15 protein-coding genes, 5 pseudogenes and 1 other annotated feature are annotated in these 21,064 nt (G+C 62.2%); of the genes and pseudogenes, 7 read left to right on the top strand and 13 right to left on the bottom strand.

The window, feature by feature from the left end; genetic code table 11:
• Positions 1-268: transposase (locus DC366_RS18210; protein WP_207768773.1), on the top strand; the 268-nt coding region annotated here is incomplete at its 5' end.
• 185 nt (positions 269-453) lie between these two features.
• A pseudogene (locus DC366_RS20645) lies at positions 454-663 on the top strand (transposase); the annotation flags it as partial.
• 194 nt (positions 664-857) lie between these two features.
• Here DC366_RS20645 and DC366_RS18200 read toward each other — a convergent pair.
• From DC366_RS18200 to DC366_RS18180, 5 genes are all read right to left on the bottom strand, one after another.
• A complete protein-coding gene (locus tag DC366_RS18200) occupies positions 858-1,118 on the bottom strand; it encodes a DnaJ family domain-containing protein (protein WP_338050529.1) in 261 nt (86 codons plus the stop codon).
• A 421-nt stretch (positions 1,119-1,539) separates the two neighbouring features.
• Positions 1,540-3,195 carry a serine hydrolase gene (locus DC366_RS18195; protein WP_108693604.1) on the bottom strand — a complete coding sequence of 552 codons (1,656 nt, stop codon included), beginning with the start codon at positions 3,193-3,195 and terminating at the stop codon, positions 1,540-1,542.
• Between the two features lie 82 nt (positions 3,196-3,277).
• Positions 3,278-6,262 carry a hypothetical protein gene (locus tag DC366_RS18190; protein WP_108693603.1) on the bottom strand — a complete coding sequence of 995 codons (2,985 nt, stop codon included), beginning with the start codon at positions 6,260-6,262 and terminating at the stop codon, positions 3,278-3,280.
• A gap of 423 nt (positions 6,263-6,685) precedes the next feature.
• The gene (locus tag DC366_RS18185) at positions 6,686-8,347 is read right to left on the bottom strand and encodes a ShlB/FhaC/HecB family hemolysin secretion/activation protein (RefSeq protein WP_165802958.1); all 1,662 of its coding nucleotides are present in this window, start codon (positions 8,345-8,347) and stop codon (positions 6,686-6,688) included.
• 11 nt (positions 8,348-8,358) lie between these two features.
• Positions 8,359-9,651 carry a serine hydrolase domain-containing protein gene (locus tag DC366_RS18180; protein ID WP_108693607.1) on the bottom strand — a complete coding sequence of 431 codons (1,293 nt, stop codon included), beginning with the start codon at positions 9,649-9,651 and terminating at the stop codon, positions 8,359-8,361.
• 155 nt (positions 9,652-9,806) lie between these two features.
• Here DC366_RS18180 and DC366_RS18175 point away from each other — a divergent pair, with 155 nt between their 5' ends.
• Positions 9,807-12,539 (top strand): AAA family ATPase, encoded by a 2,733-nt coding sequence (locus tag DC366_RS18175; protein WP_108693601.1) that lies wholly within the window; start codon positions 9,807-9,809, stop codon positions 12,537-12,539.
• 333 nt (positions 12,540-12,872) lie between these two features.
• On the opposite strand, the gene DC366_RS18170 is transcribed toward DC366_RS18175, so the two are convergent.
• The 4 genes from DC366_RS18170 to DC366_RS18155 form a co-directional block, all read right to left on the bottom strand.
• The gene (locus tag DC366_RS18170) at positions 12,873-13,133 is read right to left on the bottom strand and encodes a response regulator (protein ID WP_108693600.1); all 261 of its coding nucleotides are present in this window, start codon (positions 13,131-13,133) and stop codon (positions 12,873-12,875) included.
• A gap of 251 nt (positions 13,134-13,384) precedes the next feature.
• Positions 13,385-14,212, bottom strand: a complete 828-nt coding sequence (locus DC366_RS18165) for a VOC family protein (RefSeq protein ID WP_108693606.1) — start codon at positions 14,210-14,212, stop codon at positions 13,385-13,387.
• 62 nt (positions 14,213-14,274) lie between these two features.
• On the bottom strand, positions 14,275-14,718 hold the full coding sequence (locus DC366_RS18160) for a DoxX family protein (RefSeq protein WP_108693599.1): 444 nt from the start codon (positions 14,716-14,718) through the stop codon (positions 14,275-14,277).
• Between the two features lie 28 nt (positions 14,719-14,746).
• Positions 14,747-15,325, bottom strand: a complete 579-nt coding sequence (locus DC366_RS18155) for an NADPH-dependent F420 reductase (RefSeq protein WP_108693598.1) — start codon at positions 15,323-15,325, stop codon at positions 14,747-14,749.
• A gap of 127 nt (positions 15,326-15,452) precedes the next feature.
• On the opposite strand from DC366_RS18155, the gene DC366_RS18150 reads away from it, so the two are divergent.
• On the top strand, positions 15,453-16,349 hold the full coding sequence (locus DC366_RS18150; protein ID WP_108693597.1) for a LysR family transcriptional regulator: 897 nt from the start codon (positions 15,453-15,455) through the stop codon (positions 16,347-16,349).
• A gap of 128 nt (positions 16,350-16,477) precedes the next feature.
• On the opposite strand, the pseudogene DC366_RS20640 reads toward DC366_RS18150, so the two are convergent.
• Positions 16,478-16,547 (bottom strand): annotated as a pseudogene (locus tag DC366_RS20640) (transposase); the annotation flags it as partial.
• A 51-nt stretch (positions 16,548-16,598) separates the two neighbouring features.
• Complete coding sequence (locus DC366_RS18140) at positions 16,599-17,060, bottom strand: hypothetical protein (protein WP_238987572.1); 462 nt, start codon at positions 17,058-17,060, stop codon at positions 16,599-16,601.
• Between the two features lie 293 nt (positions 17,061-17,353).
• Between DC366_RS18140 and repC the strand changes: the two genes are divergently transcribed.
• Positions 17,354-17,668, top strand: coding sequence for a replication initiation protein RepC (gene repC / locus DC366_RS18130; protein ID WP_238987573.1), 315 nt, complete (start codon positions 17,354-17,356; stop codon positions 17,666-17,668).
• Positions 17,669-18,011: 343 nt separating this feature from the next.
• Here the strand turns inward: repC and DC366_RS18125 are convergent.
• A pseudogene (locus tag DC366_RS18125) lies at positions 18,012-18,224 on the bottom strand (transposase); the annotation flags it as partial.
• A 29-nt stretch (positions 18,225-18,253) separates the two neighbouring features.
• Here DC366_RS18125 and DC366_RS18120 point away from each other — a divergent pair.
• Positions 18,254-19,185, top strand: a pseudogene (locus DC366_RS18120) (IS3 family transposase); the annotation flags it as partial.
• Positions 18,541-18,657, top strand: a sequence feature (AL1L pseudoknot). Its footprint overlaps the pseudogene before it by 117 nt.
• Positions 19,186-19,192: 7 nt before the next feature.
• Here DC366_RS18120 and DC366_RS18115 read toward each other — a convergent pair.
• Positions 19,193-20,602: an IS30 family transposase gene (locus DC366_RS18115; RefSeq protein ID WP_207768771.1), complete on the bottom strand. Its 1,410-nt coding sequence runs from the start codon at positions 20,600-20,602 to the stop codon at positions 19,193-19,195.
• 46 nt (positions 20,603-20,648) lie between these two features.
• Between DC366_RS18115 and DC366_RS18110 the strand changes: the two are divergent.
• A pseudogene (locus DC366_RS18110) lies at positions 20,649-20,948 on the top strand (integrase core domain-containing protein); the annotation flags it as partial.
• Positions 20,949-21,064 lie beyond the last annotated feature (116 nt).

Here is a 21,064-nt window from a genome sequence, read left to right as displayed (position 1 = left end):
TATTGCCGCACTCAGGCGCATGGTTGTGACGCCGCATGTCGCGCAGAAGGCCCGGTATTCCGCAATCGACGGGCGAACCACCCAGCATCCCGGTTATGCCTTGTCACAGCGGCGCCGGAAGAAGATCGAGGAACCCTTCGGCTGGGCCAAAACTGTGGGCGGCATGGCCCAGACTGTTCATCGCGGCCTCGACAGGGTACGCGCCCAATTCACGATGACCATGGCAGCCTGCAATCTGGCCAGACTACCGAAACTCCTTGCCACCTGACGAAGGGGTCAAACCGGACGCGGGGTCCGCAGCCGCGAAAAAACCAGCTTCAAACCGTGGCGGCAAGAATAGCGTCCTTCAACCCCGACTTATTCAGCAGTCTGTTAGACCCTGTACCGCCAGCAAGGGCAGGTGGCTATATGTTCCATCCCGGATGATGATGCTTCCCCTTGGCGTTCTGATGACTGACGGCAAAAAGGGCTTATCGTAAAATCGGGGCAACATTTGCCGCCCATCAAATGGTCAATCATGGTGCCAGACAGTATTCCCGCCCCCGTCTCGAGGCGCACATCAATACGGTGGAAGCCGTCAATTCTCAGGTCCAGCGCGCCCTTGTGGGGGTCTATCACCGGCTTGGACGAAAGCACCTTCAGCGATACCTCGATGAGATCCTGTGGCGCTGGAACCATCGTCAGCCATCCATGAATGTCCGGCAGGAAATACCGAAATCAGGCGCAAAGACAGTTACAACTAAAACGTGGAAGCCAATACCTGTCGTCGAACAGATGCGTGACCACATCATTCTAAGACTCCATGAACCGCCTTCGCGCATCCACTGCGATGTTGTAGCGCCGCTCAAGATCGGCGATCAGGGCCATCGCAAGGCGCTTTGCACCCTCTCCTTCTGCATCCCTATAACTTTGCTTTGCCGCTTCTTAATTTGGAATTCCTCGGGCAGTGCCCCTGCTTCAGCCATGATTCGGCCTGCCACGGCCATCGCCACGTCCACAAAAGCCTCGTTTGAGTTGATGGTCAGCGGTGTTCCTTCGCCTTTGAGGCCGCTCAGCTGCCCCTCCGCGATAGCCTTCTGGATTTGCCTCTCCACAAGGCGGTCGAAGGATTGCGTCATCCTGTTTGCCTTCCTTTGCATCGGTGTCGCAGAGAGAGTTGCGCAGCCATTCATCACCATAGATACAGGAAAGGAACAGACAATCATTTTCCTGTATAGAATGGTAGCTTCGCCCAGCGATTTTAACGGGTCGATGCGCGATGTTAGATGCGGTCAGCGTGCTTGGCGCCGGCTTCGTTTGGTGGATAACTGGGAAATTTTTTATTAAAGGGAACCGGCGGGGGCTGGGCAGGGCGTCGGCCTTTCAGGCATTTGTGAACCTTTTGGTTTAAGTGTGCCCAGCGAATACATTTGGTCAGATAGAGAATATCTGTAAAAGGCCCTGCTTACTGGGTTGGCAGCAAAACGGGCCACACGCCTGATCCCACTACGGCGACAACGGGGCCAAGGACAGCGGCGTCAGACCGTGCTGGAGCGCGCGTTATGGTCGACGAAAGCCGCCAAGCCCCGCGTCGTTCAGATGCTCGACCGTCACCATGTCGGCCTGCCCGTCCGCGCCGATGGTAAACACGACCTGCGAAACCGAGCCTTCTGGCTGATTTTCCGTCACCGGAAAGGCGACAAAACGGTCGCCGTCCCAGTGGGACAGCGGCAAACGCTGCGGGGCGGGGCCGACCTCCAGCAGCAGGCCATCCGCCGTTTTGCGCACCTCGGCCGCGCCGAAATAGGCGCTGTCATAGCGTCCGGCATAGGCATCTGGCGGCCGGGCGGCGGCGGGCTGCTGCGGCGGGCTGGTCCCCACCAGCGCGCCCGCCGGGGCGGATAGCGGCGCGATGCGCGGGCCGTAGGCCGCCAGCCAGTCGCGCTGATCCGCGCCGAATTCCACCCGGTCAAGGAAACTGGCCGCCAGCGCCTCGGGCAGGCCGGTGGGGCTGGCATTGGTCAGCACGACGATGCCAAGCTTCAGATCCGGCAGCATCGCATAGGCCGTCGCCGCGCCAAATGCAAAGGCGCCCGAATGGCTGAGCATGACGCGCCCGCTGGGGCGCACGCCAATGCCGACGCCATAGCCATAGCTGCCGGTCCGGTCCGCCGCATCAGCGGGGCGCCCGGTGATCGCCTGCGGCGACAGCGCGGGCACCAGCGCGCCGGGCGCAATCAGCTGCGCCCCGTCGCGCCGCCCGCCGGACAGTACCAGCTTCATCCATTGCGCCATGTCCCGCGCGCTGGAGCTGACGCCGCCTGCCGGGCTTTGCGCGTCGGGTTGGCGCAGGTCCGCCACCGCAAATCCATCGGCGCCCGGCACATGGGCTGCGGCGCGGTTGCCCCGCGCCATGTAATCGGCATGGCGCGAGCTGGTCGCCCCCATGCCAAGCGGGGCATACAGCGCCCGCTCCGACAGGCTGGCCCAGTCTGTTCCGGCGGCGGTCGCCACCGCCTCCGCCGCGGCGGTCAGGCCGAAATTGGTATAGGCGTAATCGGCCCGGAACCGGCCCATCGGCAGCTGCGCCAGCCGCTCCAGCACCGCGCGGCGGTCATAACCCACATCCTCCAGATCGTCGCCGGCATGATCCGGCAGGCCCGAGCGATGGGCATAGAGATCGCCGATCGTGACATGATCGCTGACCCAAGGATCGCCCAGATCGAACCACGGCAGATAGTCGCGCACCGGATCGTCCCAGCTGACCGCACCGTTTGCCACCTGCGTGGCCACCACCGTCGCGCCGACGGATTTGGACAGGGAGGCCAGCAGAAAGACGGTATCGGCGTCCACCTCGGCCTGCCCGCCCTCAGCCTGCCCGCCCTCTGCCCGCTGCCCCCAGCCGCGCATCAAGAGCGTGTCCTGCCCCTGCACCACGGCCACGGCAAGGCCCGGCACGCCGGTCCGGTCCAGCAGATCCTGCGCCAGCCCGTCCAGGGAGGCGACGGCATTAGCGATGCGGTCCTGCGGCACCGGCAGCACGGTCGCCCGCGCCGGGGACATCGCCGGGTCCGGCAGGGCGAACTCGGGCAGGGCAGATTGCGCATGCAGCGCGGTATTGGCGGCAAAGAGCGCGGCGGCGGCGCCCAGAACCGCGCCCGGAAACGCGCCCGGAATGGCGCGCCGCCCTGCCGATATGCCGGTCGATCTGGTCATGTCTGCATCTCCTCAAGCTATTGACGTGGAATAGGGCGGCGGCCCGATACGCGCCCCTTGCGCCGGGCGGATATGGCCCGGCTCAGCGCAGCGTCGCCGACGCGGTGGCGGTTGCCAGCTTCCAATCCTCGATCAGCGTGCCTTCGGTCCGCAAGTGGCTGGCCAGATAATACAGCCGCCGTGTCGCCGGGCCGTCCGGCGCGGTGTCGAATCGCTGCTTGAGGTAATAGGGCGGGATCGCCTGTGAATAGAGTGTCGCCGTCACGGTCACACCGGCGGGATCAACACCGGCAGGCAGTGCAATGCGGTATTCAATCCGATCCGAACCGGCGGTGAAATCGGGATCCTGCGCCGCGCCGCCCTCGGGCAGGGTGGCCTTCATGAAGGCGGCGGTCACGGCGCTGCCGCCGAATTTGGCCTCGAAGGCCGCCGTGCCCGGCGCCAGCGCCCCGTGCGGGGTCAGCCGGTTATCCTTGGGGTGCGAGACGCGGTTCACGAAACTGGTGGTAAAGGCGCCCTTGGCGTTGCGGGTCAGCTCCTCGTAGATCTGCACCTGATCCTGCGCCGTCACAACCCGGTGGTGCGGCTGGTAAAGCGCCATATCCGCCCCCTCCGGCACATCGTCCAGAAATTCGGTCCGCAAGGGCGCGCCTGCGCCGTCCACGATCACCCCGGCGCCGTTGGTGCAGCCCGAACACCACAGGGCCTGCCCGCCTGCGTCCACCGCCTTCACCTCCAGAAAGGCGCGGCGAAATCCCACGCCCGAAGGCAGCCGGTGGCCGGTGCGGTTGGTGACGGTGATATCGGCCATGATCCCCGTGGCGGCGGGGCGCAGGGCGATGTCGATCCCGGCGGTTTCCTCGCGCGCCTGCTGCGCCATCGTGTCAATGGCCAGCTGGGCGCCATTGGTGGCATAGGTCATGGGCTGGGTCAGCCCCATGCCCATTTCGGTCGAAAATTGCCGCAGCATTTCAACCAGGAAGACATTCAGCCCGACAAAGCTGTGCCGCCGATACCCCTCGCGCATGGGCACATCAATCTCCGCCTGCGGCAGAAGGTTGGTTGCCTCTGGCAGGGTGGTGTCCTGAATCGTGGCGATCTGCGTGGTAATCCGGTCGAGTGCAACGGTGCCGTCGGCACTGCGGAAATCGGACTTCATATGGCAGTCCTGGCATGACTGCGCCGTGGCCTCCTCGCTATAGACGCTGTTGACCCATTCCAGATAGGTCGCCTGCTCGACCGAGTGCTGAAAGTCGGTCAGCCCCTCGGGATAGGTCACGCCGTAACTGTCCTTGAGCAACGCCACGCCATTGCGGGCCGCCTGATTGAACACGTCCTGATCGGCCGAGGTGTACCCGTCCAGCGGCACCGACATGTCGGCGTCCACATTGGGCAGGTTGATGGTGTGGCAGGCACCGCAAAGTTCGCTGCTTTTGATGTAATCGTCCTGCACCGGGGTGATGCCCATGGCGTTTTCCATCGGTTTGCGGCGCACATCCGCATAGGGGCCGATCAGCCGGTCTGCCTCCGTCATCTGGAACACGCCGGTCGTGCCGTTCATCAGGTAGGTGTCCAGCGTGTTGTAGTCGGGCTGGCCCTCGGCCCGCCGGGGCGGGGCGATGCGGTGGCAGACGGCGCAGGACACCCCCTCGCGGGCAAGGTTGCCGTATTGGTGATAGTCATAGGTGCCGTCCGCCTCTTGCGCGGCCTGCCCGGCCTGCGTCAGCGGCGCATGCAGCGACAGGTAGTCCGGTTTGAACACGTCGGGGTTCAGCCCGGCGTCGGGGTTTGCGTGGGCGTCGATCTGTAATTGCCGCTGGCCCATGGCCCCGTGACAGGACAGGCATGTGGTGCCAAGCGCATCGGCCAGATCCCCCGCGCCCGCCTGTTCCAGCAGGGCGAATTCGCTTTCCAGCTGGGCCAGGAAAATCGGATCGCGGCCCGCCAGCCCCATCGGCGACCAGCGCCATTCGCCATAGGGCGAGATGTCATAGCCGTCGCCGTAGGATGGCCCGGTTTGCAGGAACATCGCCGTGCCCGACGGCGGCCCGCCAAGGCCGCCGTGACAGCCCACGCAATTATCGGAGGTCAGGAAATGCTGCGGCCCGCCGGGGCGGGACGGCACATGATCCAGCCACTGGCCGGGCATATGCGGCACCTGCGCCGCCGGGATGGAAATCCCGTCGGCCGGGGGGAAGGTGGCCGTAAAATCCGGGTTCAGCGCCGGGCGCCCCCCTGCCGCGCCCGCAGTCACGCGGTCATAGGCGGCATCGTTGTGAAAATAATCCTCGATCAGCGCGGCGTCGCTTTGGCCCATGGCGGGGCGTTGCACGGCGGGCAGGTTCATCGGCCCCGGCGGCTGATCGGTCATGTTGCGCCAGCTTTCGTCCACGCGAAAGATCAGCGGCGCGCCGGGATACCCCTCGATATTGTCCAGCGAGGAAAAGATCAGCTCCTCCGCCGCCGAGGCATGGCAGCGCATGCACAGGCCATCGGCGGCCTGCCCCGAGGCGGGCGCATAGGGCGCCGCGAAATCATCCACCTGCCCCGCCGCATCCACCGAGGCAAAGAACCAGCCTCCATAGGACAGCGCGCTGTCCTTGACCATGACGGTCCAGTTCAGCCCGCCGGTCCGGTGGAGGAAGTCGATCATCTGCGCCTCGACCTCTGCCGGGTCATCGGGGTGCAGATATTCCAGCGTGTCGCGGTAGGTGGTGTAGCGGGCGGCGGGGGGTGTGGCCATCTCCTTGACCACCATCGCGCCGTCGGGGATGTCGCCCTGCCTGCCGCCCTCCAGCCAGTCGATCACCTGCGGGCCGTAATAGATCCGCACCGCGGGGTGAATGCCGTAGGAGGTGCCCATGACAAACGGCCCGGTATCGCGCCACCGCTTGTCCCGGACCCATCCCAGGTCAGCAAACCGGCGCTGCGCCACAAAGGGGTACAGCTGCGCCTGATAGTCCAGCAGCGGCAAGGACGACGGCAGCGGCAGCGCCCGCTCCTGCGCCGTGACGCCCATCCCGGCAAGGCAGGCAAAAAGGGCGGCGGCGGTCAGGTGAAAACGCATGGTCAAAATCCGATTGGTATGAAGGTCTAAAGGACATGCAGCCGACATGCGGACGCGATTATGGCGGGCGGCGCCAATCCGGCCTGCGGCATGGCCCGCCCTCTGTCGGCACAGAGAGGCACGCGCGGCAGTGGTGCGCTGTCCAGTCTGTAATGGGATAGGGTCTCGCTCATTTGCCTATGTCCTTGGCTGGCGTGCGTGGGTGGCGCGGACAGTTCTTGCTGTTATGTTACGCATTCCTAGGGTCGAACCAAGCGGCGTATCGTTCAATATTGGTATAACTCGCGCTCTGGAAAGGCGTTCTGCTCATACCTGCACGAAGCTGTCATGGCGATTCAGCGTTGGTTGCGGACCTTGCACAATCGAAGGAATCGAGAAGCATGGCCAAACCTTCGACCTGCGGCAATCGCGCCTTTTCCCCAATCAGAACGGCATTGCCAGCTGAAAAATCAGCTTGCCCCCCGGATCGTCCACTATGTCGGAATGGGTCCAGGGAAGCGCGCCGATAACCTGAAAATCCAGCCGTTCCCCAATCGTCCCGCCAAGGCCCACCCCATAGGAGCCAAGATGCATGCGCCCGGGTACGTCGTTAGACCAGACCGCGCCGTAATCCACGAAGGCCGAGGTCGAAAGTGTGGGCAGCAATGCCAGCCCGGTATCGATCTCGTGGCTCACCTGAGCCGAAACTGCCGCACCTTTGTCGCCCGAGATGGTGCCGCTGTCGAAGGCCCAGCCATACGTTTCGCCGCCGACGCCGAACTGCACAGCGCCCGGCAGGGACCGGCCAGAGTATTGACCGCGCGCCCGCAGCGTCATGCTCGTCGTCTCGCTGAGGCCCTTTGTGTAGTCCAGTTCGGCGCTAACAAAGCGGAAGTCGCCCGGCACCGTGCCCATATCGATATTCGAGGCCGTGCCAAGATTCACTGCCCCCTCAAGGTTGATCTCGGATGTCTCAAAGCTCTGGCTATATTGCAGTGAAAGCGTCGCCCAGCGGGTCCGGCTGCGGACGGCGGCACTGCTGGATATGTCCACATCATCGTTGCGGACTGTCAGTTCAGCCTGCCCCCAGAGCGACCGGTCCAGCGTGCGCAGAAACGGATAGGACAGAAACGCCGTGCCCATGGCTGATGTCACGTCTATATCCGGCGCACCAGCGCCGCCTTTGGGGTGTTGGCGCAGGTAAACAAAGCTGTAGCCCGCGCTCAGCCCGCTAGATCCGATCGGATAGCTTTGCATCATCTGCACCAGTGACATCCGGTCCGGGTGTTGCGGTGTGATGACGCCGGTCAGGTTGGTCGTCTCGAACCTGCGCAGGGCATCGTTGAAGGTCACCCCACTGGCCATTTGTATTGGGCCAACGGAGTCGGAGCCCAAATTGTCGAGCCCGATCATTCCTTCGCTGCGATTTTGTGCGATCTCCAGTCGCAGCAGCCCGCCGCCCGTGGCGCCTTCGGGGCGCACAAAAGTGCCTTCAATCAAAAGTCCGGCAAGGTCACTCATCAACAACAGCTCGCGCTCGGCGGCCTTTACCCGTATCGGGTGCATATTCAGGATGCGTTGCAGGTAGGGGGCCAGCCGGGTTTCGATGCCGGGGATATCACTCTCGATCTCGATGCGGTCGACATAGCCTTCAAACACCTGTAGCCGAATCCGCCCGTCGGCATAATCCTGCACCGGCACCACTGTCTTGGAAAAATAACCGGCGGCGAGATAGGCCGCGTCAACGGCGTCTGCCGTGCGGTAAAGATCGGCCAGCGTAATCTCGGCGCCGACCCGGCCCTGCCAGATCGGTGTCAATGCCGACAACGGTAGGGTCTGAGCGCCATCGACGCGCAGCGATCGCAGCTGGAAACGAATGCTTTTGGCGCGATCAAAGTCGATCCTGTCGCGCTCATCCTCCACGCCTATGGCGACCCTGCCCACCTCGGGCGGCGGCGCATAGCGTTGCAGGATCACGGTCTGCCCGGACAAGATGCGATCCACATCCGGCAAGTCCTGCGCAAAGCCCGGCCCCGCGACAAAGGCGCCAAGCAGCGCGAGAGCGCCGAGGTGGTGTGTTGAGGAGCGGCTGGGGCGGAACAGCACTGTCAGCGCGCTCACTCTGCCGGGGCCGTCGGTGTCATCGAGAACGGATGCCCAAGCGCAACTGACAGCGCCTCGAACACACGACTGGCGGGCGAGCTGCACGCAAGGTCGCCGGGGTTATCCGGCAGCACGTCCTCATCCCCGCAATCGCCCGAGGGGATATCGCTGTTGGCCTGTACGACTACGGTCGTATCCGTCGTCGTGTCGTAGAACACCGTCGTGTTGTAGCCCGGCAGTTCGCCGGTGTGGCCGATCCAGCCGTTAACGCATCCCAAGGCTATGCCATAGCCCGCTGGCTCGGGGAAGGATCGCAGGCGTTCTTGCTGTGCTTCAGCGCCCAATAGATCCTTGCCTGTGCCCAAGGCACGGCCATAAACCAGCAAGTCGTCGAGGGTCGAGATCATGCCGCCTGCTGTCCACCCCCAAGACGGATCCCAATGGGTCGCATTCGAGGGGGCTGTCGGCGTGGCAGCATCGCCCTGCAGGGTAAATCCCTGCGGATAAGGGTCCGGTAGCATGGCCGCGCCGTCAGGACCGGTGGTTTCTGTCAGGCCCAGAGGATCCAGGATCATCGAGGAAAAGACAGCGTCGATATCTTGCCCGGCCACCTGTTCGATCACCATTCCCAGCAGCACGGTATTGGTGTTCGAATAATTAAACTTCGCCCCCGGTGCAAAGATCGGCGAGCCGGGGAAGGCAAAATCAAGCAGGTCCTGCGGCGTATAGTGCAAGCTGGGATCGGCGAAGAACTGATCCAGGAACGGATCCGCCTGAGTATAGCTCAGCAGGCCGCTGGTCATGTTGGCGAGATGGCGCAGGGTAATGATGTCGCCGTTTGGAACGCCGGGCACATATTGGTCAATTGTATCGTCCAGCGATAGCTTGCCCGCCTCGGCCAGCTGCAACAGGGCGGTGCCGGTAAAGGTTTTGGTGACCGACCCGATGCGCGTGTGCATGCCGGCTGTCATCGCCGCGCCGGTTTCGGGGTCCGCTACCCCCCACGCGCCGCTCCACCGGCCGCCCGGTGTTACAACGCCCGCAATGATCCCCGGCGCCGCGGCCCCGTCCAGCGCGCCGCGGGCCGCCGCATCAAGCGCGCGCGCCAGTGCCTCGGGCAGCGGCGTGTCGGGCGGTGTGATGGTCGCGCGGGCCGTCACGGCGCCTGGGTCCGCCACGCAGGATTGCGGCGCCTGATCCTGAGCCTGTGCTGTAACGGGGGCAGCGAAAGCAAGCGCCATGGCGCAGGTCAGCAGGCCGGGCCGAAACCGGCGGGCCGCTCTGTGGTGCATTTCTATCGCTGTCATGTGCCTGTTCCTCGTCTGCTGTGCATTTGCTGCTTAAATTTCTTTGAGAGCGATTGTTGCTTATTTCTGATTGCAAACAAAGACGTATAGGGTTCAATATCGGTATAATTCGCGCGCTACGGCCTGCGGTAGCAAGTGTGAAGGCCCCATAAGACATGATTTCGGAAGATATCAAGCTAGACCTGAGTGAAAGCATTTTGCTGTGCGGCCCGGCGCAGATGCGTCTGCGCCCCAAGACGCTGTCGGTTCTGATGGCACTGGTCGAGCAACAGGGCGAGGTGGTCAGCACGGCCGATTTGCGGCGCATTATATGGGGCAACGGCCACGGCAACGAGGCGGGGCCAAAACAATGCATCCGCGAATTGCGCCGGATGCTGGACGATACCGCCAGCGACACCGGGTTGATCGAGACAGTGGGCCGCCGGGGTTACCGGCTGACACGTCCGATCCCGCTGACCGGTGCGTCGCCGCAGGATCTTGTGGCGGCGGCGCCTGTGCTCTGCCTCGGGCGGGAGGCCGAGTTGGACGCTCTGGGCCAAAGCGCCGCCGCGGCCAAACGGGGCCGGCGGGCCGTGGCGCTGATTTCGGGGGAGGCCGGGGCAGGCAAGACACGCCTTCTGGAGGCATTCGAGGCGGGTCTGCCCCAGCACCCGCCGCTGTGGATCGCGCGGACGCAGGCCATAGCGCATCCCGGCGCGCGCGAACCCTACGGGTTGCTGATGGACGTGTTGACGCAGCTCATGGCCGGGCCAGAGGGCGCCACGCTGGCGCGTCTTCTGCCGCGGATCGCTCCCTCCTGGGTGCGCCAGCCCCCCGGTCGCAGCGCGCAGGCGGGCCCCTTGGACCGCCCGCGCCGCGACACAATGCTGCGGGAGTTTTCGGAACTGATGGAGCGGCTGACCCGTGCCCGCCCCGGACTTCTGGTGCTGGAGGATCTGCACTGGGCCGACCCCAGCACGCTGGCCTGGCTGGCGGCGTGGGGGCTGAAACAACGCACGCCCGCCAGGTTGCTGGTTCTGGGCAGCTACCGCGATGACGAGCTGGACCGCGCCGGAACGCTTGCGACGACACTGGGCCAGCTCAGTCGGCAGCCAGATTGCAGGCTCGTCACCCTTGGCGGGCTGGATGCAGGGGCAGTGGCCGGATGCCTTGCCGAGCGGTTCCCCGGTAACAGCTTTCCCGATGATCTGGCGCAGGCCCTCGCCCACCGGACCGAAGGGCATGCGATGCTGGTGGATGCGGCGGCGGACTTCTGGCAGGCGCAGGGCCTTGTGCGGCGCGACGCGGCCGGCTGGCACCTGTCCGCCACACCCCAGAGGCTGGTCACAGCGATCGCCCCCAGCGTCCGCACTCTGATCGAAACCGAACGCACTAGCCGCCTGCTGGCCGGGGAGCGCGGCTTGCTCGAAGCCGCCAGCGTGGCAGGGCCGGCATTTTGCGCCATCGACCTGGCCGACGACCGCGACGGGGTAGAGGCGGCAGAGCGGCAGCTGGAGCACCTCGCGCGGAACCGGCGGTTCATTACCCGTGACGGCCTTTGCCATCGGCCCGGCGGCACGGTGGCCACACGCTATGCCTTTCGGCACGCGCTGCATCACGAAGCGCTCTACGACGGGATGCCGGCCGCGAACAGGCAAGGCACGCATCAAAGGGTCGGCCTGCGACTGGAGCTCAGCCACGGGGACGCGGCGGGCGACATCGCACCGTTGCTGGCTGATCATTTTGAACGCGGCGCCGACTGGCCGCGCGCCGCACATTATCGCGTTCTGTCAGGGCAGCGTGCGCATGCGCGCGGCGCCATCGCCGATGCTGTCGGGCAGTTCCGCAGCGCACTGGATCTGCACGCCCGCGGCAGCGGGACCGGCACGGCAAAGCCCGAGGCGGGCCGCGCGACCGAACTTGACGCCCTGCTGGGGTTAGGGGCAGCGCTCATTGTGTCGGACGGGTTCACTGCCGACGCGCTGCCCCAGGTTTACCGCCGCGCGGGCCATCTGGCTGCCGAGGTCGGCGATCCCGCCACGACGATCCCGGTTCTAGCCGGGCTGTGGAACGATCACCTGACGCGGGCGGAACTGACTCGCGCCGAAGATCTTGCGCTGGCGTTGCAAGCGCTCGCGGGGCACGCACCGCCCCATATGGCGATGGTCGCCCATAATGCCGTTGGACAGACCCGTTTTTTCACCGGTGCCCTGCCGGCCTGCGCCGCGGAAATCGCCGCCGTGCTTGAGATCGCGCCGCGCCACGCCCAGCAGGACGGCAATCCGCTGTTCGGTGAGGATCCGGAGGTGGTCTGCCGCCAATATGCGGCCTGTGTCGCCGAACTGACCGGCGCCCCGCAAGAGGCCGAGCGACACCTGACCGCCGGCACTACGCGCGCCGACCTGTTGGGCGCAGCCTTTGGACGGGCGCAGATGCTATGGTGCGGGGCGGTCTGCGCCCGTCTTCGTGGCGATATCGGGGAGACCCGCGACCGGGCCGAAGCGTTGGTTGCCCTGTGCCAGGCCAAGGCGGTGCCGGTCTGGGGCGACGCGGGCGAAATGCTGGCGGGCTGGGCGCAGGCGATGTCCGGCGACGCAGCAGGCGCCGCGCGGATTGCGCGCGGCCTTGCGGCCTTTGATGCAGCGGGCGTCAGGATCACGCTGCCCTTCGGCCATGGGCTGGCGGCCGAGGCTGCGGCAAAGATGGGCGATCCGGTCGCCGGAATGCGTGCCTTGCGCCGCGCCTTCGCGCTGGTCCGCGCCACTGGCGAGCGGTGGTATCTGGCCGACCTTTACCGCCTGCGCGCCGGGCTGGCCCAAAAGGCCGGCCGCCGCGACATTGCGCGCCGCGCGCGCGCCCATGCCAACGCCGTGGCGCGAACGCAGGGAAGGATCGAATTGGCCACGTGAGAACGACGGTGCGAACGGCGGCCACGCATTATCAACAGAACATGAACACCTGCCGCGCCGCTATGACGATATAGGGTAAACCCAGAAATTTGAGTTGTTTGCCTGACGTCAGCATTCGCCGGACAGATTCGAGGATTTGAATAAGCGGACCCTGAGGGGCAGGTCAGCTTGAACTGTGCAAGTGTAGCGAAGGGCGGCTAAGAAAACTAAATTGAAGCTATCCGAGCGCCTGCAGAGCCTCTTCAAGCCGACGTGCTGGCAACGGTTTGGAAAGAACAGTTTGCGGCTTCGTCGCTGCGATTCGCTCCAGCTTAACTTGGTCTGTTGTTCCCGTTACGAAAATGACTTTGATGTCTGGGCATCTCTGCATCTCTCACGAATTATCTCGACAATCTCACAGCCGTTGCCACCGGGACCGAGGTCCATGTCAGTGACAATTGCATCCGGGCAAAGGTCGGCGAATTTTCGTTCGGCTTGTGCGACGGACCCGACGACCGAAAGTACAGTAAAGCCCGCGTCCTCGCATCGTTCTTGGATATCAATCGCAATCAACGGTTCATCTTCGACAATGACGACTGTTTTGGCTTTGCTCATAAATTCTCTCCTCTGAAATATATCCTTTCTTTCCCTTGAAGCTTAACTACAGATCAGGTGCTCTGGTTCCCGGTATCCTGAGCGGTTGGTCCGCAATGCTGTCACCTCCGTACGGCGAAGACCTATAATGTTCCGCACCCGCCGCCCTTTGGTTGGTCATCGGTCTTCTGGACCGGCTGCCAGTTCTCGACCCTTTTTCCATTCACAAGCATGGTTTGTCTCCTTATTAACTCTCAGGCTCGCAATACGCGTCACTGCGCCAGCGCAAAGGCCGTGCCCCAGGGATCGGCAAAGCGGTCGCCCCCAAGGCGATGCGTGATCGCCTCACGCGCCAAGGGGTCGACGCCAAGTGTGATTTCGCCCAAGCCCGCGTCAGACGTGTCCCGCGTCCCGGCCTTGGGGCTGTTCCAGATATTGCCGGCGAGCTGGTGGTGGTAGCCGCCACTGCCGTAGAAGCTCGCGCCCGGATACGACGCGGCGATGTCAAAGCCGAGGGCATCTCGGTAGAAGCGATCCGCCTCTTTCGTGTCGCCGACCTGCAAGTGAACGTGGCCGATGATGCCGCCTTTCGGGAAACCGGCCCAAATCCGACCTTGCGCTGTGCGTATCAGATCCTTGAGGTCCAACGGGTCCGTGGCCATGCGGATATCGCCGGCGCTATCGCGCCACTGGCTTGGCGGTCTGTCGACATAAACCTCGATGCCATTGCCTTCGGGATCGGCCAGATAGAGCGCTTCGCTGACGATGTGATCCGATGCGCCCTGCAGCCGCACGTCCGTTTCGGCCACATGGCCAAGCCAGCGGGCCAGATCGCCGCGCGAGGGCAGCAGGAAGGCGGTGTGAAACAGCCCTGCCTGTTTGGGATCGCGTGGGCGCAACGCCGGGTCGCCCTCAAGATGGAGCAGCGGTGTTTCTTCGGTGCCCAGTGTGACGCTGCTTCCGGCCTCTGCCAGCGGCACCAGCCCCAGAACGTCCCGGTAGAAGGATGAAACGGCATCGACATCCCGCACCCTGAGCCGAACGGTATCGATGCGGATCGGCGCGGCATTCATATCGAACTTTTCGGTTGAATTGGTCATCGTGAAACCCCTTTGCGGAAGCGTGCGGGGCTGATTGCCCCGCACCATGAGGACGGATCGGATCAGGTCCGGCTGCGCTTGAGTGCATAGGCGCCGTCGCCCAGTAGGGCCTGCACGACCAGTGTGATCGCCCAAAAAGCTGGATACTCCCAGCCGCCGCCTTCATTTGAGAAGAAGAAGCCGGCCGCGCCATGCGGCGCGTAGATCGATCCAAGCAGGACCGGCACCAGCGCGAGCGACACCCAGCGGGTCCAGACGCCGAGGATCAGCGCGACGCCGCCGGCAAGCTCCACCGCCATCACGAGATAGGCAAGCGCACCCGGAAAGCCGAGGCTTTCGAAGAAGGCGGCTGTCCCCGCCGGCGTGAAGATCGCCAGTTTCAGCCAGCCATGGGCGATGAACAGTATCCCCAGAGATACGCGCAGGATCGTGGTTGCCAGATCGGCATTTGCCACGCCAGAGATCACCGACGATTGAGGTTTGTTATGATGGTTCGCGTTGGACATTTTTTTTTCCTTTGTTCAGATTGTTGGGTCAGGCGGAAAACTGCCAGCGCGGCGCGATCTCGGTGCCTTTTCCGAGCACATAGCCGAACTGGATATTCAGGAAGCCAAGCGGCTCGAGCTGCCGGGCAGTGGACAGGGGGCCGGCATCGACCGGGTCGAACCCGGCCTCTGCGGCCAGCGTTTTGACGGTGTCGCGCGCCGTCTCGTTGTCGGCGGCGACAAAGGTCTGCAACGGTTGACCGGCCAGCTTGATATCCCCGGCATAGTGCTGGGCGAAGATCGTGTTGAAAGCCTTCACGACGGATGCCCCCGGAACCAGCGCGGCGATTGCCTCGGCGGCCGACGTGGTGGTGCCGAGTTGCAGGGCCGAGAAATCCTCGGTGACGGGGTTGGACACATCGATGACGATCTTGCCGGTGAAGTCTGCCTGATTGGCGATTTCGGCAGCCGACCCATAGGGTGTCGCGAGGATGACGATGTCGGCCTCATTCACGGCGTTTGCCACATCGTCGGCGCGACCATAGGTCCCGACCTCATGTTTTGTTTTGCTCAGGACATTTGCCAGACCGGATCCGACATTGCCGTTCCCAATGATTGCGATTTTCATGACTTGCTCCTTTCAGTGCGCGCTTTCACGCGCTGTTTGATCTGTCAGGAAGATGCACCTTGCCATCAATCAATGAAATGACGACTATAGAGAATGACTATCCGCAAAATGTACTAAGTGATTTGCCTTGGACATCGTCGACGAACTCCGGGCTTTCGTGGCCACCGCGCAGACTGGCTCGTTCACTGCGGCTGCCCGTCAACTCGGCGTGTCGAACCGACTGACCTCCAAATATGTGGCCGAGCTCGAGCATCGCCTTGGCGTGCGACTGCTTCAGCGGACGACAAGAAAGGTGGGGCTGACGCCGGCGGGTGAGGACCTGATTGCGCGGGCGCCCGCGCTCCTTGATGATCTCGATGACCTGCTCGGCAGCGTTGCCGAAGGATCGCGCGGCCTGACCGGCGTCATTCGCATTTCAGCTCCTGTGACGTTCGGCGAAGTTTACGTTACGGGGATGCTGGCACGGTTTGCCCGGCAAAACCCGGCTCTTACGCTCGATTTGCGGCTCGATGACCGCTATGTCGATCTGGCCAGCGACGGCATCGACCTGGCTTTTCGCATTGGCCGGTCCGAGATGATGTCGCTCAAAACGCTCAGGCTTGGCACCTTCAGCAGCCTTCTGGTGGCCAGCCCGGACTATATCCGAGCACACGGGAAGCCCGGCTCGCCCGAAGAACTCGCCAACCATTCCTGTGTTGTGGACACCAACCGGCGGGTTCCGCACAGATGGGTCTTCGAAAGAAATGGCGCCGAGACAGTTGTTCAGATCCGGGGGCGTTTTCAGGTCAACTCGGCGCGCGCTGCCATGGATCTGGCCGTCGGCGGCATAGGAATCGCCAACATTCCGCGGTTTGCCTTGCGCGACACCATCGAGACCGGGGCGCTGGTCCCCCTGCTGGAGGAATTCAGAGGCGACAGCGGTCCTGTCAGCGTGGTCTATCTGGAAGGTCGGGTCCTGCCACGCAAGATCCGCGCACTGATCGACTTCGCCGCTGAAGATATCCGGTCTACGGCGATCCTCTAAAGTATCGAGCCTTTAACTTGATCCATATCCTGCTTCGCAGACGTAATTCCAGCTTGCCTGTGGTGTGAACAGATCGGGGACTTCCGCGAGTGCGTCGAACATCTGGTCGAATGTTTTGGCCCCGATCCGTCGCAGCTGCGCTTTGAGTTTCGAGAACGCCATTTCGATTGGGTTCAAGTCGGGCGAGTACGGCGGCAGACTGTCAATCGCACCAAAACCAAGCCAGTGCCTATCATCAACGCCGACGGCTCAGTTTGTGAAGGCATCGATAAGGTTAATGACGGAGAGGATCTTTCTGGTGTCGCGATCAACCCTATAGGCCCGGTTGCCCTCGCGATAATAGCGCCAATCGTCACGCGGTTCTAGATTTAGCCTACGGGGATCGCGAATAACCACGTAATCACCGATGCGAAGGACGTCCCCGATTCTGGAGCCGTAGTGATCATAGGACTTGCGTGCCTGCCCCGGCGGCACACAGGGCGGGTTCTTTTTTGCAAGTCCCGGCGGGCAATGTCCTGCAAATCCGTTGTGGTGATCGCCGCGCGCCTTGCCCTTGCCGTGCCCAGGGTCTGCTGATGCAGGCACGGCGGCCATCGATACGGCTGCAATCGCCACTACGGTCAGTGTTCGAGAAAATCTCATAGCTCGCTCCGCTTCAAGTGTTATCGAATAGATAGTGTTGAGCGCGGCAGAAGTCAGCACAACGAACATCACCAGGCCATAATGCGGCAGAAACGGCGAGCTTCCGCCGGCCTCGTTGCCACCTGCGAACAACGAAAGGCTGGGTCGATAAGCCTGCCCGGCCCGGCCTTGAGCTAAGTCAGTTTAGCATTCGGCATGATGCGGGCTGAGCTGGACCGTGGCGCTCGCGGCCTTAGTTGCTTATCTCGGTACAGTGCTGGAGCCGAAACCCAATAGCTTGTCCGGTGCAATCATCGCGCTTCTTGCGTTGTTTCTGCCCGGCTTTGCGCAAGAACCGGACCGCGCTCGATCTGCCGACAATCATGCAGACGTGCCCCGAGTTCGCGTCTCGGGCGCGCAACACGGGCGGGTTTTTCAAGGATTGGGGTGATCTGCATCGGTTTGCCGACCAACTTATGCTGATGGTCGGAATTTCGGAGCATGCCTGGAACGTGGCGCAGGAGCCAATGGGCACACAGGTGGCAACGGTGGCGTTTGCGCTCGTGTTCGAAAAGCATGGACGGGTGAGGTTGCTTCGCCGGGCGGATATCTGCGCGGCGTGGTCGAGAAGGCGGGGGCAAAAGATCTGCACCTCGAATGCTACTTCTATTGCAGACTTGGCCGTAAGGCAACGTTAGGCTTCAAGATTGAAAAATGCACCGTGTTCATAGTTGTAGGCGGGTCTTCAGGAATATTTCTACCGATTTCTTAAAATCAACAAGTAATTGATAAAAAACATTTATATCACCTTAGGGGCGAGATGCTGCCGAAATGCGTCGCCGATCTTGGATGTCGAACCGAATTTGCTGTGCAAAATCAATGCCCTCGGCAGACCTGACGGCATTGGTTCCCTTGTTGAGTGCCCGATGGTCTTTAACAGACTGCTGAATAAGTCGGGGTTGAAGGACGCTATTCTTGCCGCCACGGTTTGAAGCTGGTTTTTTCGCGGCTGCGGACCCCGCGTCCGGTTTGACCCCTTCGTCAGGTGGCAAGGAGTTTCGGTAGTCTGGCCAGATTGCAGGCTGCCATGGTCATCGTGAATTGGGCGCGGACCCTGTCGAGGCCGCGATGAACAGTCTGGGCCATGCCGCCCACAGTTTTGGCCCAGCCGAAGGGTTCCTCGATCTTCTTCCGGCGCCGCTGTGACAAGGCATAACCGGGATGCTGGGTGGTTCTGAACCGCCCCTTGTTTGCCGGAGACCCAGAAGTAAGGATGCTGGGTTATGGAAAAGAACAAATGTGGAAACAGATATTCACCGGAGGTGCGCGAGCGTGCCGTGCGGATGGTGTTCGAACATCAGGGTGAATTTGACAGCCAGTCTGCTGCGATCAAATCGATTGCGCCTAAGATCGGCTGTGGGCCTGATACGCTTCGTGCGTGGGTTCGGCGTGCTGAGACGGACAGCGGTCGACGTGACGGTGTGACGACCGCCGAACGGGACAGGATCAAGGCGTTGGAGCGCGAGAACCGCCAGCTTCGACAAGCCAATGAAATCCTCAGGAAAGCATCGGCGTATTTTGCACAGGCGGAGCTCGACCGCCCATTTCGGAAATGATCCGGTTTATCAAAGAGCACCGGGAGGTATGTGGGGTCGAGCCGATCTGTCGTGTTTTGCAGATCGCCCCTTCGACATTCTATGCGCATCTGGCCGTTGAGAGTGATCCAGACAAAGCGTCGGATCGCGCCAAGCGGGATGCCGAATTGCGCCCTGAATTGAAGCGTGTTTGGGACGATAACAGGTCTGTCTATGGTGCTCGCAAACTATGGCGTGCCATGCGTCGGGAAGGGGTTGATCTGGCGCGCTGCACTGTCGAACGACTTATGCGCGATATTGGGATCGAAGGTGTCCGTCGCGGCAAGAAGTTCAAGACAACGTGGCCGGACAAAGCCCTGCCATGCCCATTGGATCGGGTGAACAGGCAGTTCCGCGCAACAACACCCAACCAACTGTGGGTGTCGGATTTTACTTACGTCTCGACCTGGCAAGGGTTCGTCTATGTGGCATTTGTCATCGATACGTTTGCCAACAAGATCGTCGGCTGGCGTGCATCCAGATCGCAGCAAACACAGTTTGTCTTGGATGCGCTTGAGCAGGCGCTTTACGAGCGAAGGCCCGCAGAGAGCTTGATCCATCACAGCGACCGGGGCAGCCAAGGCGGATTCAACCGGTCGTCGCAACACCTTCGTTTATATCCTGTTTGAGCAGCCGGTCGAGTGCCTCTGCAGGCGTTTGCCAGTCGAGCGTTTTGCGTGGCCTTGTGTTCAGGGCATGGGCGACAGCGCTCAACTCTTCTTTGCCATGACAGCTGAGATCAGTGCCCTTGGGAAAGTACTGGCGAAGCAGACCGTTGGTATTTTCATTGCTGCCGCGCTGCCAAGGGCTCTGAGGGTCGCAGAAGTAGATTTCGAGACCAGTGTCGATCCGAAGCTGAGCGTGCTGTGCCATCTCGACGCCCTGATCCCAGGTCAAGGAGCGGCGCAGATGTGATGGAAGATCCATGATAGTTTTGGAGACGGCATCGCGGACAGCTTCGGCCCCATGACCGGCAAGAGCTGGACCATTTTTGACCGACTTGGCTTTACCATGGCCTTCCATGCGCGGCAGATGCAAAAGCATCGTGAAGCGCGTCGTGCGCTCCACCAGAGTACCGATTGACGAGCTACCAAGGCCGAGAATAAGGTCACCCTCCCAATGTCCCGGCACCGCCCTGTCATCAATTTCAGCCGGACGGTCGCTGATCATTAACGCATCTGAGAGGAAGGACTTACCTCGGTTTCGAGCTCGTTCTCGGGGCAGGCGCAGTGCCCGTCCAGAGCGAAGGCAGGCTGAGAGTTCCCGTTTCAGGGCTCCGCGACCTTGGATGTATAGTGCCTGATAGATGGCTTCATGACTGATGCGCATGGTCGGATCCTCGGGAAAGTCCACCTTCAGGCGCTGCGCGATCTGTTCCGGGCTCCACGCCAAGGACCACCGTCGGCTTTGTCGATGCACAGCCCGCCGTTTTTTCCATACCACGATGGGCCCATCAAAAGCGACGCCCTTGGGCGTGGTTATTAGACCTGCGAGCCGGTCCTGCACATAGTCGTGTAAGCTTGGATTGCTCGTCAGTTTGCTGATCTTTGGCCGGCGGGCGGCACGATCTGCATGCCACTGCGCTGTCAGAGCACGGTAGTCGAAGTCTCCGCTTCGGGTCGCCGAGTTACGCCTGATCTCACGTGAGATTGTACTGGGCGACCGCCCAAGTTTGCGAGCAATTGTACGCACACCGGTGCCACGAGCACATTCCAAGGCTATTTCCTCGCGGTCCGCGAAGGTCAGGTTGCGGCTTTTAAGCAAAGCAGCCGAGGGCGCGAGATGTGTGGGAGGCATTCCACCAGAACTCCTAAACCACCGGCTCCCAACAGGTGCAGAAACACCTGCCTCAACTGCAGCTTCCTCACTGGAAAGCCCCATCGCAATACCCCGCCAAAACCGACACAGAGTTTCACGTTGCCAGACAGGCGGTCGCCCTGGCGAGAATAATTTGGCCCGCGTGGACCGTTCGGATTTTCGTCTGCCTGTTTCTGTCATCTACACCTCCGAAGTTGAAGTGTTGCGACGACCGGTTGAATCCGGCCAATATCTGTCGATCAGATACACAGAACGGTTGGCTGACGCGGGGCTGGAACCCAGTGTTGGAACGGTAGGTGACAGCTATGACAATGCGCTGGCCGAGACGATGATTGGCCTGTTCAAAGCAGAAGTGATCCACAGATTAGGCCCTTGGAAATCCGCAGATGCCGTCGAATGGGAAACCCTCAAATGGGTCGATTGGTTCAACAACCGCCGCCTGCTTGAACCTATCGGATACATCACACCATCGGAAGCTGAGGAGGCGTTCTATGCAAACATGAACACACTCGGTAAAGTCGCTTGAGAAGAACTTAACAGTCTCCGGTAAAACCGGGGCGGTTCATTCGCCCGTCGATTGCGGAATACCGGGCCTTCTGCGCGACATGCGGCGTCACAACCATGCGCCTGAGTGCGGCAATA

Source organism: Pelagivirga sediminicola (assembly GCF_003072125.1).
GTDB lineage: Bacteria > Pseudomonadota > Alphaproteobacteria > Rhodobacterales > Rhodobacteraceae > Roseovarius > Roseovarius sediminicola.
This window is presented reverse-complemented; position numbering and strand designations above follow the sequence as displayed.